This window comes from Actinomyces ruminis (assembly GCF_002154335.2).
Taxonomy (GTDB): domain Bacteria; phylum Actinomycetota; class Actinomycetes; order Actinomycetales; family Actinomycetaceae; genus Actinomyces; species Actinomyces ruminis.
This window is the reverse complement of the sequence record NZ_MTPX02000031.1, coordinates 36,419-53,467: the sequence shown is the minus strand read 5'-3', so window position 1 is coordinate 53,467 and position 17,049 is coordinate 36,419. Positions and strand designations below refer to the sequence as shown.

At 69.6% G+C, this 17,049-nt stretch carries 14 protein-coding genes and 1 pseudogene; 6 read left to right on the top strand and 9 right to left on the bottom strand.

Going from position 1 to position 17,049, the window contains the following annotated elements:
* Positions 1-416 precede the first annotated feature (416 nt).
* From BW737_RS17760 to BW737_RS04810, 6 genes and pseudogenes are all read right to left on the bottom strand, one after another.
* Complete coding sequence (locus BW737_RS17760; RefSeq protein ID WP_257210484.1) at positions 417-1,283, bottom strand: PsbA protein; 867 nt, start codon at positions 1,281-1,283, stop codon at positions 417-419.
* A pseudogene (locus tag BW737_RS04830) lies at positions 1,280-1,884 on the bottom strand (hypothetical protein). The gene BW737_RS17760 and the pseudogene BW737_RS04830 overlap by 4 nt, the downstream one beginning before the upstream one ends.
* Positions 1,881-2,834, bottom strand: a complete 954-nt coding sequence (locus BW737_RS04825) for a phosphoribosylaminoimidazolesuccinocarboxamide synthase (RefSeq protein WP_086614940.1) — start codon at positions 2,832-2,834, stop codon at positions 1,881-1,883. Before BW737_RS04825 ends, BW737_RS04830 begins: the two are co-directional and overlap by 4 nt.
* Positions 2,835-2,879: 45 nt before the next feature.
* Positions 2,880-3,506, bottom strand: coding sequence for a hypothetical protein (locus BW737_RS04820; RefSeq protein WP_143233275.1), 627 nt, complete (start codon positions 3,504-3,506; stop codon positions 2,880-2,882).
* A gap of 3 nt (positions 3,507-3,509) precedes the next feature.
* Positions 3,510-4,763: a phosphoribosylamine--glycine ligase gene (purD, locus tag BW737_RS04815; RefSeq protein ID WP_086614942.1), complete on the bottom strand. Its 1,254-nt coding sequence runs from the start codon at positions 4,761-4,763 to the stop codon at positions 3,510-3,512.
* A 72-nt stretch (positions 4,764-4,835) separates the two neighbouring features.
* Positions 4,836-5,069, bottom strand: coding sequence for a hypothetical protein (locus BW737_RS04810; RefSeq protein ID WP_086614943.1), 234 nt, complete (start codon positions 5,067-5,069; stop codon positions 4,836-4,838).
* 332 nt (positions 5,070-5,401) lie between these two features.
* On the opposite strand from BW737_RS04810, the gene BW737_RS04805 reads away from it, so the two are divergent.
* From BW737_RS04805 to BW737_RS04790, 4 genes are all read left to right on the top strand, one after another.
* A complete protein-coding gene (locus tag BW737_RS04805) occupies positions 5,402-6,721 on the top strand; it encodes a hypothetical protein (RefSeq protein ID WP_086614944.1) in 1,320 nt (439 codons plus the stop codon).
* A 249-nt stretch (positions 6,722-6,970) separates the two neighbouring features.
* Positions 6,971-8,227: a hypothetical protein gene (locus BW737_RS04800; protein ID WP_086614945.1), complete on the top strand. Its 1,257-nt coding sequence runs from the start codon at positions 6,971-6,973 to the stop codon at positions 8,225-8,227.
* 41 nt (positions 8,228-8,268) lie between these two features.
* The gene (locus tag BW737_RS04795) at positions 8,269-8,514 is read left to right on the top strand and encodes a hypothetical protein (RefSeq protein WP_086614946.1); all 246 of its coding nucleotides are present in this window, start codon (positions 8,269-8,271) and stop codon (positions 8,512-8,514) included.
* Positions 8,515-8,609: 95 nt separating this feature from the next.
* Positions 8,610-10,091 (top strand): hypothetical protein, encoded by a 1,482-nt coding sequence (locus BW737_RS04790; RefSeq protein WP_086614947.1) that lies wholly within the window; start codon positions 8,610-8,612, stop codon positions 10,089-10,091.
* Between the two features lie 6 nt (positions 10,092-10,097).
* Here BW737_RS04790 and BW737_RS04785 read toward each other — a convergent pair whose 3' ends face one another.
* From BW737_RS04785 to BW737_RS04775, 3 genes are all read right to left on the bottom strand, one after another.
* Positions 10,098-10,676 (bottom strand): isochorismatase family protein, encoded by a 579-nt coding sequence (locus BW737_RS04785; RefSeq protein ID WP_086614948.1) that lies wholly within the window; start codon positions 10,674-10,676, stop codon positions 10,098-10,100.
* Between the two features lie 251 nt (positions 10,677-10,927).
* The gene (locus tag BW737_RS04780; protein ID WP_257210483.1) at positions 10,928-11,788 is read right to left on the bottom strand and encodes an endonuclease domain-containing protein; all 861 of its coding nucleotides are present in this window, start codon (positions 11,786-11,788) and stop codon (positions 10,928-10,930) included.
* Between the two features lie 309 nt (positions 11,789-12,097).
* Complete coding sequence (locus BW737_RS04775) at positions 12,098-13,948, bottom strand: phosphoenolpyruvate carboxykinase (GTP) (RefSeq protein WP_086614949.1); 1,851 nt, start codon at positions 13,946-13,948, stop codon at positions 12,098-12,100.
* A gap of 157 nt (positions 13,949-14,105) precedes the next feature.
* Between BW737_RS04775 and BW737_RS17755 the strand changes: the two genes are divergently transcribed.
* Positions 14,106-16,169 (top strand): LppM family (lipo)protein, encoded by a 2,064-nt coding sequence (locus BW737_RS17755; protein WP_257210482.1) that lies wholly within the window; start codon positions 14,106-14,108, stop codon positions 16,167-16,169.
* The gene (locus BW737_RS15560) at positions 16,112-16,990 is read left to right on the top strand and encodes a hypothetical protein (protein ID WP_143233273.1); all 879 of its coding nucleotides are present in this window, start codon (positions 16,112-16,114) and stop codon (positions 16,988-16,990) included. The genes BW737_RS17755 and BW737_RS15560 overlap by 58 nt, the downstream gene beginning before the upstream one ends.
* Positions 16,991-17,049 lie beyond the last annotated feature (59 nt).

Below are 17,049 nucleotides of genomic sequence, written 5' to 3'. Positions count from 1 at the left end.
TGGCGGGGTTGGCAGTGAGGTGTCCGGTGCGGTTTACGACCTTGGTGCCGGTTGCACGACCCCGGGGTGGTCGTGGAACGCGCACCAAGGTCGTGCTGTAGTTGTCCAAGCCCGCACAGCACACGAAGCAGCCTCTGCGTCGCGGCCCGCCCCGCCCCGGACGCCTCGCCACCCGGCGAGAGTTCATCACCGGCCCGGGCCGCGAGTCCCGCTCGGAGCACCCCGCCGGAAGAGACCCGAAACCGGCACCAATAGCACAACTGAAGCCGATTGAAGCGATGAGGAGCTGGGCTCTACTTCAGGGTCCGCACATGGGCCATACCGTCCGCACGCCGTCACATCTACCGGTCTCGATGTGTATCTCATGTGGGTCTCGGTGAGGGGAATGTGGGCGAGGGTCCTTAGGACCTCGGGCCTCAGATCGTGCCGAGCCAGTCGCCGGCCAGGCGCACGGCGAGGATGCCACCGAGTGCCAGGGCCACCGTTCCTAGCAGCCACTCGGTACCCAGTACCAGGGCGAGGATCGCGCATACCACGGCGGCGGCGAGCATGAAGCCGCCGACCGCCCCGGCCACGCCCGCCGGGGCGTGCACCGACTGGTCCATGGTGGAGGTGCCCATGACCGGTTTGGGGCCGGAGTCCACGCGCACCCCGGCGCTGCCCGTACCCAGCCGCCCCGGTGGCAGCGCGGGTCCCGAGGAGCCGGACGCGGTCAGCAGATGATGCGGGTCGGCGACGTCGACGGTGCCCGAAGTCAGCCCCGCCGCGGCATCCACCACGGTGGGTTCCCACCGCTCGGCCTCCCGACGCACGGCGGTGCCGCCGGCCCACGCCAGGTAGCCGGCGGCGGAGACCAGTCCGGCCCCACCGAGTACGACGACGAGCCACGGCGGCAACCAGGGATGCCCCGCTTCGGCGTTCGTGGCCAGGTTCATTGCCGACCAGGTCGCCAGGGCCAGGCCGGCCAGGGCGAACAGGATGCCGGCCAGACGCTGACGGCGCACCGCCTGCGGCCAGGGAGTGCGGCCGGGCGTCCCGCTGGTAGCAGGCGCTGGCCCGCGGCCCACGCCCCAATCGGTTCCCGGAGCATCCCGGCGGGCGCGCGGCGCGTCGGTGGGGGAGACCGGAGAGCCCCAGTCCACGTCGGGCTCCGCGTCGGCCTCTGCGTAAGCGCGGGCCCGCGCGCCGCCCTGTGCGGCGTAGGCTTTGGCCCGCTCCCCAGTGCCCCAGTCGACGGGGCCGCGCTCATCCTCGGGGCGGCGGTCGCGCAGCGGCGGCGTCACGCGATCACCTGCCCAAGGATTGAAGCCAGCCCGAGGCGAGCAGCAGGAATCCGAGTGTGCCCGCCAGCAGCTGCAGGACCCGGATCACCGTCTCACCGATCGTGGTTCCGGCCAGCAGCTCATCGGCCTTCCGCCCCGCGGCGGTGGTGGCCAGCGCGGTGGTCAGCGGTCCGCTCACGACGTCAAGCGTGGTCAGCTCCCGCCGTCCACCGGAGTCGGGAATGATGAGGTCGGTGCCGGGCACCGTCAGCGGCACTGTTTCTTCCGGGTGCCCCGGGGTGGCAGTCCTCTGCCTCCCACCGCTGTGGCGCGCCATCCGTGCCCGGTTGCGCTCCAGCCGCAGCCGGGGGGCGTTCACGACGACGCTTCGCGCCGGCACGCGCAGCAGCAACAGCAGTCCGACTCCCACTATCATCAACGCCACGCCACCGAGGATGGCGGACAGGCCGGTCGCGCCGAAGGCGCCGGCAGCCGCGGCGGCAAGCGCGAGCAGCAGCACCGCGCCGACGGCGACCAGGGCGGCCACGAAGCCGGGGCCCGGTTGGAAGGAGCGGGTCGTGCGCACAGCGGCTGGGTCCGGGGTTGCGCGAGGAACGCTCATGGCAGCTCCAGTGGGGCGCCGGTCAGCCGCTCGTAGGCCTCCAGGTAGCGCTGCCGGGTGCGCTCAACGACGTCGTCCGGCAGGGTCGGCGGCACCTCGCCGGAGCATCGGTCCCAGCCGGAGGCGGGGGAGGTGAGCCAGTCGCGCACGTACTGCTTGTCGAAGGAGGGGGTGGGGCGGCCCGGCGTCCAGGCGTCGGCGGGCCAGAAGCGAGAGGAGTCGGGGGTGAGCACCTCGTCGCCCAGGATCAGACGGCCGGTGGCCGGGTCCTGGCCGAACTCGAACTTGGTGTCGGCCAGGATGATGCCGCGCTCGCGGGCGATGTCGGCGGCGCGGGTGTACAAGGCGAGGGTGGTCTCACGCAGCGCTTCGGCGGCGTCGCGGCCAACCATCTCCACCACGCGCTCGAAGGAGACGTTCTCGTCGTGCTCGCCGAGTTCCGCCTTGGCGGCGGGGGTGAAGATCGGCTCGGGCAGGCGCGAGGCCTCGGTCAGTCCCGCGGGCAGCGGCAGGCCGCATACGGTGCCCGAGTCGCGGTACTCGACCAGGCCGGAACCGGTGAGATAGCCACGGGCGACGCACTCGACCGGGTACATCTCCAGGCGGCGGCAGATCATGGCGCGGCCCACAACCGCCGCGGGCACGTCCAGGCTCACCAGGTGGCTGGGGACAATGTCGGCGAGCTGGTCGAACCACCACACGGACAGGGCGGTGAGCACCTTGCCCTTGTCCGGCACCGGCGTGGACAGGATGTGGTCATAGGCGCTGATGCGGTCGGAGGCGACCAGCAGCAGCACGTCCTGCCCTGCCCAAGGGCCGGCGTCGGCGGGGGCGTAGACGTCACGTACCTTGCCGGAAGCGACGTGCTCCCAGCCGGGCAGGGCGGGAGCCGACGGCGCTTGTGCGGCTCCCGGCGGGGCGGCGGCGTCAGGGGTGCTGGTCTCGCTCATGGCCCCATCCTGCCACCGCCAGGTGCCGACGGCGATCGGCGTAGCTCATTCCGCGGCAACCCGGCGGACGGTGGCGGTGGCCGGCCAGTACTCCATGGTGAAGGTGGCGTCGGTGCCACACAGCGCACGCAGCTCCCGGTCGGCGTCGGTTTTGAAGGCAAACGAGAGCTCGCTGCTGGCGGTGGTGCCGTCGGGCAGGGCGAGCACCGCATCGTCGAAATTGCTACGCGATCCGTAGTCGATGCGAATGCAGCGGGCCGCCTCCACGGTGCTCGTGCCGCGAACCAGGTCAACCGCCAGCAGGGAACTCGACCACACCGTCACCAACCCGAGCGCCAATATGATCGTGCCGAAGACCGCGAAGCCGGCAATGACCGGGGCGCGGCGTTGGCCGCCCAGCGCCCGGCGTCGGCGCGCGGCCGCAACAGTCACCAGGAGGAAGGCCAGGAACCAGAAGGTGCAGCCGGAGGTGAACCACAGGGCGTGCAGCAACCCGGCCGGTCCGGTCGCCGGGGCAAACCACAACCCCACCATGCCCGCGAACAGCACCGCCATAACGATGGCCACGGCGCTGCCCGCGCGTTTGGACAGCAGCGGCCCGGGCGCCGTCGGGGCGGCGGGGAGGTTCCCGTCGGACTCCGGCCGTGGGGGCTGTGGGGGCCTTACACGCACGAGTCAGCGCCCGGCGGCGATGTCGGTGCGGTACTGGGCGCCGTCGAGGTGGATCTTGGCGACGGCCTCGTAGGCACGGGCGCGAGCATCGGCCACCGTCTCCCCCAGGGCGACCACGGACAGCACCCGCCCGCCGGAGGCGATCAGGTTGCCGTCATCGTCGCGGGCGGTGCCGGCGTGCAGGACGTGGACACCGTCCAGGGCCTCGGCGTCGGGGATGCCGGTGATCAGGCCGCCGGTGGTGACGGTGCCCGGGTAACCGGGGGCGGCCACCACGACGTCGACGGCGGCCCGCTCCGACCAGCGGGGCGCGGGCACCTCGGCCAGGCGTCCGGTGGCGGCGGCCAGCAGGAGCTCGGCCAGGGAGGAGTCCAGGCGGGCCAGGACGGCCTGGGTCTCGGGGTCGCCGAAACGCACGTTGAACTCGACCACGCGCACGCCCTTGTCGGTCAGGGCCAGGCCACAGTAGAGCAGGCCGATGAAGGCGGTGCCGCGGCGGGCCATCTCATCGACCACCGGCTGGGCGACCTCGCGCAGTACCTGCTCGGTCAGGTCGGCGGGCGCCCAGGTCAGCGGCGTGTAGGCGCCCATGCCACCGGTGTTGGGGCCGACGTCACCGTCGCCCAGCCGCTTGAAGTCCTGGGCGGGGGCGAGCGGGCGGACGGTGGCGCCGTCGCAGACGCAGAACAGGGAGACCTCCGGGCCGTTGAGGTAGTCCTCGACGACGACGGCCCCACCCTCCTTGGCCAGGCAGGCGCGCCCGTGGGCGAGGGCGGCCTCGAAGTCGGAGGTGACCACGACGCCCTTGCCGGCGGCCAGGCCGTCATCCTTGACGACGTAGGGCGCGCCGAAGTTCTGCAAGGCGGTGGTCAGGTCGGCCTCGGTGGTGCAGGTGACGGAGTCGGCGGTGGGCACGCCGGCCGACGCCATGACCCGCTTGGCGAAGGACTTGGAGCCCTCCAGCTGGGCGGCCTCGGCGCCGGGTCCGAAGACCGGGATGCCGGCGTCGCGGACGGCGTCGGCGACCCCGGCGACCAGCGGCGCCTCCGGGCCGACGACAACTAGGTCGGCGGCCATCTGGGTGGCCAGGTCCACCACCTCCTCCGGGGAGGTGGGGTCGATCTTGATGTTGGTGGCGATGTCGGCCGTGCCGGGGTTGCCGGGGGCGACGACGAGTTCGGTGGTGGCGGAGTCGGAAGCGAGGGCGCGGGCCAGGGCGTGCTCGCGCGCGCCGGACCCCAGCAGCAGGATCTTCACGCCCCCAGCCTAACGGTCTCGTCGCGATCCGTCCCGCCCCTCACCGAGACCGGCACCAGTTACATGCCGAGCTCAGTCGTCGATGCTGGCGCCAGCCACCGCACCCCAGTTGATACGCCAATTCGTCTCCTCGAAGTAGCCTCGGAGGCTATCGGCGTCCTCCACCCAGTCGTCGTACCCCTGCTCGCCACGAGTGAGGAAGATGTAGTAGCCGCCGGTCCCCTCGGTGTCGTCCATCACTTCGATGTTCCAGCCCGCGTACTCCCCATCGAGAATTCTCCCGGTGATTCCGACCGGTATCTCCATCGGTTTCTCCCTCGTCCCTTATCAGGCATCCGCCGCTCTCACGACGCCCCTACTGAGGCTGACAGTACTTGTGCCTGGTCGACGGTACGGCACTCAACATGACGGTTCGTGGGTCTTAGTCGCTGAGCAGTGGTGTGCGGCCCTGGCTACGGGTGACGCTTAATCGATGACAAGCGCCGCCCACGCCTGCCAGGCCTGATGCGGAACCCGTATGATTCCAGCGTTTCATTCACGGCGGGACCAGGCCCACGGCCCACTACACCGAGTAGCACCTCGGTCCGCCCTGGCCGCACCCCGGCACCTGCGAGCGCCTGCAACCGGAGGAGAACAAAATGGACGCCCCTGCCGCTGTACTGGAGGAACGAGCCGCCGCCCTGCTCGACGTCGACGTCAGCCAGGAAGATGTGCACCGGTTCCTCCTGGACACGGCCGCGCTCCTGGGCTCGCCGCCACGGGAAATGGTGGGTCCGGGCGTGAGGTTCCGCTGGTTCCTCGATGATCGCGTCGTGCAGGTCGGTGCCGGTAAGGGGATCGGCACCGACTACAGCCTCAAGGTGCAGTCCTTCAGCACGGAGGTGGTCGACGACATCGAGTACCGGTGGTTCAAGTACGGCGTCTTGGACTACTCCCTGCCCTACCTGTGGTTGGTCGGGATCGATCAGGAACCCAGTGACCGCCTGGTGGAGATGTGGGATCCCGATTCGGCTACTACGGTTGCAACCTGGGCGGGGCTGGAGGACACCCTAGACCCCGTAATGGGTGATTGGCCTCTGGATGTGGCGCTCACTCCGCCGGAATGGCGCAGGCACTTCGCCTACCTGTGGGAGATGCCCGCCACCTCCCCTTGGAGCAGAGTCCGCATGGCGGCGAACCCCGAGGGTATCGAGATCGTGGCCACGAGTCGTGATGGGCAGGCCGAGCCTAGTCGGTTGTTGGTCCCGCCGCCTGTGCTCCGCCATCATCGTCTGACAGTCGCCGACATCCTGGCGGGGCTGGCGGGAGGCGGGCTGGCCACGGACATCCGGCTTCTCGACGTCGAGGGCTTCGATCTGCGCACCGGGGATCTATTCATTATGACGCCGGGTCGCTACAGCACCCTCGGAGCGGAGATCCCCGTCCCCGAGCCGGGGTGGGATGACGAAGAGGACACGCCACGCCCGGGCATCAGTCTGGAGAAGCTGCGCGCCCTCGTGGAGGCGGGGCCCGCCCGCACCAATCGTCCTGTGCCACGAGCTCGGGAGGTGCATCCCATGCAACCGGGTCTGACGATTCCCCAAGTCCTGGACCTGGTAGACGGATTGCTGCGTGGGGAGCCTGCGATCGATGTCCTTACGAAGATGGGGGCCACTGCCGGGGAGCTCCACGGCAGACCCGCCCTGATCGGTGAGAGGTGGCACGCGGAGGAGCATCTCGCACGTGGACCGTTACTGTCCTGCCCTATCCGCCACGGGGCGTCACCCACGAGACGCGGGAGGTGCTGGGGCTGGGCTGGTGGCTGGCCAAGGCCCTCGAAGGTCGATACGGAAGACCCTTCGGACAGGAACTGTCTACCTGGGGCCATCTCATGCGTCTCTTCCGAGTCGGCCGGACCGGCGTGGAAGTCAGTGTCGGAGGCGAAGTCGAGGTCAACATCGGCGAATTCGAAGGCCTGACCCGCTACGCGGGCTAATCCCCGCCCAATGGCGCCCCTCTGCACCGGATGCGGCTCACAGGCTTCACAACCGCGCCAGCCGCCGCCATATCAACCGACCTCGGCACGTAGTGTCTACCGACCTCGGCGACGGGAGCGGGCCGGGCGGGCGAAGCGCCCGTGGGAACCGTTGCCCATCGCGGCACGGGCTCACCCGAGTAGCCTGCGGGTGTGCGCGGTTCCCGGCCGCGTCGCAGGAAGGACCACCCCGATGACCGACGGATACGGCGTACTCCCCACCGGCGCTTCCCCCGTGCCCGCCACCCTGCCCCCTGACCTCGGCGACGTCGCCACCTGGGCCAGCACCGCCGGCCACGACTGGCTGGTCCTCGCCGATCCCGACCCCGAACAGCTGCTGCTGGCCGCCTACTTCGACTACGGCCTGGTGGACGAGCCGCCCGCCCGCCTGGACGCCGCCGCCCGCCTATGCGGGGCCCTGCGCGCCGAGCTGCAGCGCCCGATCGAGATCGGCGTCGGCGAGGTCTCAGTACCCGAGGTCGCCGTCGAGCTGGAGCCGTCGATGCTGGGACTGCGCATCCGCGGCCGCCGCGCTGCGGTGCTCGGCGCCTGGGCGCATTTGGGAGAGCTCTTCGAACGCCCGGATCTGCCCGCCGATGCGCCGCTACTCCCCCGCCAGATCAACGCCTGGGACCGCGACCTGGCCACCCACGCGGGTGTCTCCGCCATGAACCTGGCCGACATGCCCATACACGGCCCCGACGGCGAGGCGGGACTGCAGCTGTCGCGCGAACTGCTCGCCCACCTGGATCCGCGCCGCGGCGCGGTCCGGCACGTGTTCATCACCAACGATCCCACCTTGGTCGGCGTCGGTTGGACGGCCGACCCGCCCGCCGCGCCGGCTCCCACCCGCCCGGCCATGTACCTCGACCGGCGCCCGGCCCTCGTGCTGTGCCCGCCCGACGACGGCGTAGTGCTCTCCGGCACCGCCACCCCGGGCGCCGACGCCTATGTGGCCGGCTTCGTCATGCAGCGCCTGATCGGCAGCCTGCTGGACCGGATGGGGATGCAGGCCCGCCTCGGCTACGAGTACATACCCCTGCGCGACGCCTTCTACTGCTGCTTCGCGCTCAACACCAACGACGGCCGCCTGGGCGGCCGAGAGGTGATGGCCGTGCACGACGCCGTCGTCGCCCACCCCGAGCCCGTGCCCGACGCGCTCATCGAGTGGGCGCTGGCGGCCTACGGCCCCTCCGATGCGGTCGACCACGCCCTGCGGCTGCGCACCAGCGGTCGCACCGGCAACGTGCAGCCGACCGCCGACGGCGTGCGGCGGGCCCTGGCTCAGATCCGCGCCTCGGTGCACCTGCCGATGCGTGAGGAGACCGAGCCGCTGGCGGAGCAAGCCGGCTACCTGCTCTGGAAACACATCGACGAGCCCGGAGCGACGTCATCCTCCTCCATGACGGGCCACAACACCGGCGCGACGACTTCCACCCCGACGCCGTAAGACTCACCGCCCACCAGATACAGACTCACCAGTTCAAGTGGGTGCAGCGGGGGCTGCCCCGACGCTGGCATCCCGACCACTCCGCCGGCTACCGGTGGGTGGACTCCACGCGGCTGGTGATGGCCTGCTACGACCCTTCCGACCAGTACCTGGAGTTGATAGACGACCGGCTGCGCACCGTCAATATGTACTGGGACGAGGTCGCCGCCCACCTGCAACTGCGCACCGAACTGGAACGCCGCGGCATCTGGCGCCTGCCGCGCGGTACCTTCGGACTTATCCAATGACCGCGCCCGCCCGGCCGGGATGGCTCGCCTCGCCAGACCCGGCAGCGGCCGGCCGCGGTCCATACCCGAACACGCAGTCAGGCAGGTGAGCCGCGATGAACGACGTCGTCGAGCCCGAGCACGAATGGGAGACCTTCGCCGGACACGACTGGATGGTGCGCACCGCGGGCCTGGAACCCGGGCAGGCGCTGCTGGGGGTGAGCCTGGACTACGGCGCCGTCGACGAACCGCCTGCCGCGCTCGACACCCTGGCGCGCCTGTGCGGGGCGCTGCGCGCCGAGTTGCAGCGGCCGGTTGAGGTCGGCGTCGGCGAGGTGGTGGTGCCCGAGGCAAACGCCAGCTTCACCGCCGTCAGCCTCACCATCGCCATCTGGGGGCGCCGCGAGGCCGTGCTGCGCGCCTGGGAGCATCTGGGCGACCTGTTTGCCCACCCTGGCCTGCTGGCCACCGACGCGTCTCCGATCCAGCGCCCCGGCGTCGTCTGGGACCGCGACCTGGCCACCTATGTCGGCACCAACACCCAGACGCTCGGCAACCTGCGCGTGCACGCACCCGACGGCGAGGCCGCCTGGCAGGCGGTACGAGCCCTCCTGGCCCGGCTGGACCCTCGCCGCGGCGAGGTCCGGCACGTATTCGACACCAACGACCCCTACCTGGTCGGGGTGGGATGGACCGCCCAGCCCGCCTACGGCGCGGCCCCTGCGCGGCCGCCCCTGTACCTGGATCGCCGCCCCGCGCTGCTGCCCTGCAATAACGATGGGCGCATCCTGCTGAGCGCGGTCGGGAACCCGGGCACGAACACGCTGGTGGCCATGCGCGCGCTGGCTCACCAGTCGGTCCGCATACTGCGCGACTTCAACGTCTTCGACAACCTCGGACTGAACGTGGTGGAGCTGCGCGACACCGCCTACTGCTGCCTCCACCTGGAGGAGCAGGAGCCGACCCCCATGCTGCTGCGCCGCATCATTGAGCAGCTAATCCACAACCCGCTGCCCATCCCGGACGCCGTCGTCGACGCCGCGCTCGACGAATTCGGGGCCGAGGAAATGGCGGCGCTCGACCGGCATCTGCACCTGACCGGCCGCAGCGCCGAATTGCATCCGACTTCCGCCGGGGTGCGCCGCGCCTACGACCAGCTGCGCGCCAGCGTGCATGTGCCCCTGAACAACTCCACCCGCGCGCTGGCCGAGCGCTACGGCTACATCGTCTGGGACGTGCCGGAGGAGCCCGCCCGCATGGAGGTCGCACTCCCCTACGACCCCGACCGCAACATCGACATCGCCCGCCCCGAGAGCCTGCGCGTCAGTGAGCACACGCTGGCCGCCCTTTGGCAGGAGCGTCGTCGCGATGGTAACGGCACCTGGCGCCTAACCGGGCACACCTCCGTGCGCTGGGCCGACATGTCCCGCCTGCAGCTCACCGGCTACGACGCCGACAGCCAGGTGCTGATGCTCGTGGACGACCGCATGCGGCGCGTGTTTCTACCATGGGACGAGATCGCCGCGCGGCCGGCGCTGCGAGCCGAGATCGAGCGTTTCGGCATTTGGCGGGCACCACGTGCCGAGCTGGGCGACTAGGCCTCCTCAGGCGGAGGGCACCAGCGCCACACCCGCCTCCGCCATGGCGGCGCGCGCCGCCTGCCCCTGCTCCGGGCTGACGGGCGCCGTCAGGTCGGTCAGGACGCGGACCCGGTAGCCGCCGCGCACGCCGTCGAGCGCCGTCTCCTTCACACAGTGGGACTCGGCCAGGCCGACCACGTCCAGCGCCTCGACGCCGCGGGCACGCAGGAGCTCGTCCAGGGCGGCGCCGGAGGAGTCCACCCCCTCGAAGCCGGAGTAGGCGGCGGCGTACTGCCCCTTCTTCACACTCACGTCCGGGGCCAGCCCCGCCAGCGCGGGGTGCAGTTCGGCCTCGGCGGTGCCGGCCACCCCGTGCGGCGGCCAGGTGTCCACGAAGTCGGGGGCTGCGGAGAAGTGCTCGCCGGGGTCGATGTGCCAGTCCTGGGTGGTGACCACCAGGTCGTAGTCGTCGCGATGAGCGGCGACGTAGGCGGCCACCCGCTCGGCGACCGCGTTCCCGCCAGCCACCGGCAGGGCACCACCCTCGCAGAAGGTGGGTTGAACGTCCACGATGATTAGGGCGCGGTGACGGCTTGCGGTCATGCCCCCAACCTAACCACCCGGGTGTCTTGACACAAGGAGGAGGTTCGCCCGACCCGACCGCATGGACCACGCCGGTCCGCCCACCGCAGCGTCGTCGCTCTCCGAGATTGCCCTGCAGGATCGGCAAACTGTCCAAAACCGGCAGGAACTGCTTCATGCCCGCCGACCGCGAATCACGACTGGCGTCATTCCAACGTTTCGTGCCGTGCCGGTTCGCGCCCATGAAGCGTTTCTGCCGTTTTTGGTCATTATCAGCGGCGTGTGCGGCTTGGCGGGGCGAGGAGTTGGTGAACCTCCGCCCCCACTCGGCCCTGCTCCACATCCTTGCGGGTGAATCGGGCAACCCGGTACCCCTGTCTGATCAGCTCGCGATCCCTGGTGCGGTCCCGCGCGAACTGAAACTCATCTTCGTGGTAGGTGTAGCCGTCCAGCTCCAGCACCAGCCTCCCGTCCACCAGCAGGTCCACCTCACCCACCCTGGGAATGTCCACGCCGTCAGCGAAGGGGACGTTGGCGTCGTACAGTTGCAGCCGAGCGAGCGTTTCCAGCGGCGAACGCGCCCGCGCACTGGCCAGCCCCAGCCGCCCCCGGGCCTGAATCGAGCCCGGGCCATGTAGCAGCGCCGCAACCGCCTCCACCGACGTGTGCTCCTGATGCAGTGCCGCATCGCAGGCCATCAGGGGCCCCTCGCGGCGTGGGGCGCACCGCAGGTAACGGGCCAGCATGAGCGGCACCGGCGCCACCGGGAACTGGGTCAGCGGCGGCAGCTCGAGCTCGCTCTCGACATGCAGCACCTCTCCCCGGATCGAGGTGCGGTTTGCGCTGTGGGGGACCGCCAGATGGACGGGCACCCATAGGCGGGGACAGGGATAGCCGTAGTACCTGGCGGCGTGCTGGCAGGTGATCACCCCGCCATGGATGCGCGCCAGGATCAGGTCCCAGCCCGCCCCGGGCAGACTCACCACCCCATGTGGGTGCGCGAACAGCTGGCGAGCCTCGACCAGCCGCCGGGCGCGACGCCGCTCCGTGCGATCCAGGCTCAAGTCCCGCAGCCGCACGGCGCCGCAACAGGCCCGTACCCGCGCCAGAATGTCGTCGTCGCACTGTCTCATGGTTCCGAGGCTGCCCCGGACGAGCGCCGCCACGCCAACGCCCCCGACGAGCCTTGTGGATTCACCCTGCACGAACCGCACCTGTGGGCGCCGGTGACTTTCGGTGGAGCGAATGTCCAAAAACGGCACTAACGGGCCGCGGGCGCGGACCGGGCCGGCACGAAACGTTGAAATGACTCCACTCATGATGCGCCGTCGGCAGGCGCGAAGGGCGTTCCTGCCGGTTTTGGACAGTTTGCCGGCAGATGCAGCGGGGTCCCCGGTCAGAAGACCGGGGGCCCCGCGCTGCGTCAGGCGTTAGCCGATGCGTCAGGCGTTGGCCTTGGCGGCGGCGATGCGCTCACGGAACTTGGCGAGCTCCTCGCGGAGGGCAGCAGGGACCTTGTCACCGAACTGCTCGTAGTACTCCTCGGTGGAGTCCATCTCGGTGGCCCAGGCGTCGGGGTCGATGTCATACATCTTGTTCCAGACGGACTCGTCGATGTCCAGGCCGTCGAGGTTGAAGTCCTCGAACTTCGGGTACAGACCCGTCACGCCCTCGATCGCGTCGACCTCACCGGCGGCGCGGCGCACGATCCAGTCGAGCACGCGGGAGTTGTCGCCGTAACCCGGCCACAGGAACTTGCCGTTCTCGTCCTTGCGGAACCAGTTGACCTGGTACACCTTCGGGAAGTTGTCTCCCAGCTTCTCCTGCATCTCCAGCCAGTGGCCCCAGTAGTCGGCCATGTGGTAACCGCAGAAGGGCAGCATGGCGAAGGGGTCGTGGCGCAGCGAGCCGGCCTTGACGTCGGTGGCGGCAGCGGTGACCTCAGAGGCCACCGAGGAGCCGATGAAGACGCCGTGGGCGGGGCTGTACTGCTCGGCCACCAGCGGCACGTTGGAGGCGCGGCGACCACCGAACAGAATGGCGTCGATGGCGACGCCCTCGGGGGCCTCCCAGTCGGGGCAGATGATCGGGCACTGCGAAGCGGGCGTGGTGAAACGCGAGTTCGGGTGCGCGGCCTTCTTACCGGCCTCGGCGTCGGCGGGCGTGTAGTCGTTGCCCTGCCAGTCGATCAGGTGGTCGGGCAGCTCGGCGTCGATACCTTCCCACCAGACGTCGCCGTCGTCGGTCAGGGCGACGTTGGTGAAGATCGTGTTGGCCTTCATGGTGTCCATGGCCACCGGGTTGGTGGTGTAGGCGGTGCCCGGGGCGACGCCGAAGAAGCCAGCCTCGGGGTTGATGGCGCGCAGGCGACCATCCTCACCGGGACGCATCCAGGCGATGTCGTCGCCGACGGTCTCGACCTTGTAGCCGGGGATGGTCGGCTGGAGCATGGCGAGGTTGGTCTTGCCGCAGGCGCTCGGGAAGGCGGCGGTGACGTGGTACTGCTTGCCGGACTTCTCGTCGGTCAGGCGCAGGATGAGCATGTGCTCGGCCATCCAGCCGTCGCGGCGGGCCATGGTCGAGGCGATGCGCAGCGCGTAGCACTTCTTGCCCAGCAGGGCGTTGCCGCCGTAACCGGAGCCGTAGGACCAGATCTCGTTGGTCTCCGGGAACTGGGTGATGTACTTCTCGTCGTTACAGGGCCAGGTGGTGTCCTCCTGGCCGGGAGCCAGCGGAGCACCAACGGAGTGCACGCAGGGGACCCAGGTGCGGCCCTCGTTGATCAGGTCCATGGCCTTGGCGCCCATGCGCGTCATGATGCGCATGTTGGCCACGACGTACGGGGAGTCGGTGATCTCGATGCCCAACTGGGAGATCGGACCGCCGAGCGGGCCCATGGAGAAGGGGATCACGTACATCGTGCGGCCGGCGTAGGTGCCCTCGAACTTCTCGTTGAGGATCTTCTTCATCTCGGCCGGGTCGTACCAGTTGTTGGTCGGGCCGGCGTCCTCCTTCTTCTCGGAGCAGATGAAGGTGCGGGACTCAACGCGGGCAACGTCGCTGGGCAGCGAACGCGCCAGGAAAGAGTTGGGGCGCTTCTCCGGGTTGAGGCGGATGAACATGCCCGACTCGACCATCTCGGAGGTCAGACGGTCCCACTCCTCATCGGAGCCGTCGCAGAAGTAGACGTCCTCCGGCTTGCCGAGCTCGGCGAGGCGGACGGCGAAAGCAATGACGTCCTCGGGGGCGTTGGCCGGTGCAGCCGCCCGGACATCCTGCTCAGACACAGTCATGTGAGTCCTTCTTTCTTCGATTCTCGTGACTCAACGGGTCAACTCCTATCCTTCCTCATCTGGCGCCCCAGGTCACGTCCGAAGGTCCCCCGAACGCGGTTTTCGCCCCTTCTGGGTGGTGTTTCCCGCCACACCCACCACCGTGTAGCGTCGGGGCGTGCCCCCGAAGCCGCTCGCCGACCGCCGTCAACGCACACCCGCCCGCGCCCGTCGCCTCGCGCCCGTAGCAGTCGCGGCCGCACTGGCGCTGTCGGGTTGCACCGCCCATATGGACATGCGCCTGGATACGGCCGGCACCTACGACGTCGACCTGGTCATGCGCGACACCACCGGCACGGTTTTCACCGACGGCACCGCCTGTGAAAGCCTCACCGCCGAGTCGCTGGTCGGCTCCGGCGACGGTGTGACGGTGACCGCCTCCCCGCTTGGTTCCGCCGACGACGCCGAGGGACTGGGCTGCGAGGTGCACGTCACCGGGGTGTCCATCCCCGACGCCGCGGACGAGGAGGCCGCGGCGGACCAGCTGGTGGTGCGCGACGGCGACCTGTACGTGGTGCACTTCGTCGGCTTCGGGGTCACCGTCGACGGCGTCCAGGACGACGCGGATGCGCCCTCCGCCGCGGCGGCCGATGCCACGCAGGCCGCCACCGCGGACTCCACAGCGGAGTCACTGAACACGGTGGTGGACGCCCGCTTGTCGATCACCTTCCCGGGCGCCGTCGTGGACGCCGGTGGCGGCGCCGTGAAGGCACCACCGTCACCTGGAGGATGCCGACCTGCTGTACGACGGCGTGAGCGCGTCCGGACGAGCCCGGGCGGGCGCAGGCGTGTCGGCCTGGGACCGCTACGGGGCGTGGATCGTGGCCGGGGTGACGGCCGCCGGTGCCGCGGTGGGGGCGGCTGCGCTGCGGCGGCACCGTTCACGACGGAAGTGATCGTCATCATTTTGTTGCTGGAATGGGGGTGCTTCCGTACACTCCCGGGCATGAGCAACCTCTTCCCCACATCCTTGCGCCGCACGGGCGCCGTGGTGGCCGGCTCTGCGCTGCTGCTCGGCTCCGCCCTCCTCGGTCCCACCGCAATCGCCGACGATGACGACAGTTTCTACGGACTCTCCGCAAACATGAGCCTCGACCTCGTGCTCCACGAGGACGAGCTCGTCGACATGTCCATATCGACGGGAATCGACGGCATCGACCCCAGCCTCTACTGCACTGAAGACATGCTGTCGCTCAGTGGTATCAGTGACGACGATATCGCGGAGCTCGGTGACGAGGCCAAGGTCGACGTCGCCGCCCAGGGCGACTCCTGCGCCCTGACCGTTACCGGTGCCTCCCTGGATGCCTTTAACAGCTCCGACTCCCCGATTACGCACGAGGGCGACGAGTACATCGTCGACTTTGGCGACTTGGGGGACGCCGGCGACTACCTCAGCTCGATCTCCATCTCCGTCACCTTCCCCGGCAAGGTCACCGAAGCCGATGACAGCGCCACAATCGACGGCAACAAGGTCACCTGGGACGACCTGACCGACGCAGGCACCATCCGGGCGGTCGGCAAGGACTCGGCCGGCAAGAGTTCGGCCGTTTGGATCGCGCTGGTCGTGGTGGCGCTCCTGGTGATTGCCGGCGTTGTCGCCTTCATCGTGTCTCGGAACCGGAAGAAGAACGCCGCCCCGGTCACCGGCTACCCCGGGGCCGGATATCCGGCCCAGCCGCAGCAGCCCGGCCAGCAGGGATACGTGCCCAGCCGCAGCAGCCCGGCCAACAGCCATACGGTGCCCCGCAGCAGCCCGGCCAGCAGGGATACGCAACCCGCAGCAATACCAGCCCGGAGACCCCAACGCCCAGCACTGAGTGAACCCATTCGCGACGCCCACGCGCCCAGCACCGGACGCGTGGGCGTCGCGCTAGTTGCAACTGAGGAGGTTCCGTACACTCTCAGCATGAGCATCCTGTCCCCCGTCGCCCTACGCCGCGCCGGTTCCGTGGTCGCCGGCTCCGCGCTTCTGCTCGGCTCCGTCCTCGTGGGCCCTCTTGCCGTCGCCGACGACGGCGATGCGAGCGCCCATATTGACCTCACGCTGTATGAGAACAAGACCGCCGACTTGGTCATGACCATCGACATCGAAGCTTCAGCGCCGACTACTACTGCACGGAGGATGTGCTCGGCCTTGATGAGCTCCAGTACATCGAGGACGCCGACGACGACATCGAGGTGACACTGTCCACCGAGGACGACGCCTGCGTGCTGTCCATGCTCAGCCTGCCGGTGGTCGGATCCATCGACGAGGATTTCTCCATCAAGCACCAGGATGGTACCTACATCGTCGACATGTCCGGCTTCAGCGACTTGAGCGACTACGACTCCAGCACCATGACCGTTGCCTTCCCCGGCGACGTCATCGAAGCCGACGCAAACGCAACGATCTCCGGCAACGAAGCCAACTGGGACAACATCGCCTCACTCGAGTCCCTCCAGGCGACCGGCTGGGCCTCCGCCGATCAGGCCGCGTCCACCCCCTCCGCCTCTGCCTCCACGGAGCCCACCGACGCGCCGACTTCTGCCACCGGAGACGCGGCGCCCACTCCCACGAGCGAAGCCGTTGCGGCACCCGCCGACGCCGACTCCGACGAGGGACATTCACTGCTGCCGATCGTTCTCGGCATCGTGGGTCTGCTGGTGATCGTCGGCGTTGTGATCGCCGTCGTCGTCTCCCGGAACCAGAAGAAGCACTCCGTACCGACCGCCGGCTACCCCGGGGCCGGATACCCGGCCCAGCCGTACCAGCAGGCCGGCCAAACGCAATACGGCGCCCCGCAGCAACCCTACGGCCAGCAGGCTACGCCCAGCCGCAACAGCCCTACGCCCAGCCGCAACAGCCTTACGGCCAGCAGGGCTATACCCAGCCGCAGCAACCCGGACAGCAGGGCTACGGCAACCCGCAGCAGTACCAGCCCGGTCAGCCGCCCTACGGCCAGCAGCCCGGCGACCCCTACGGCCATCGGTGATCAAGCGTCACCCGGATGGCTAGGCGCCTGAACAGCGAGCGGCCGGCCCCGCACATGGGGCCGGCGCCGTCGTCGTTAACCGCTCCGCCG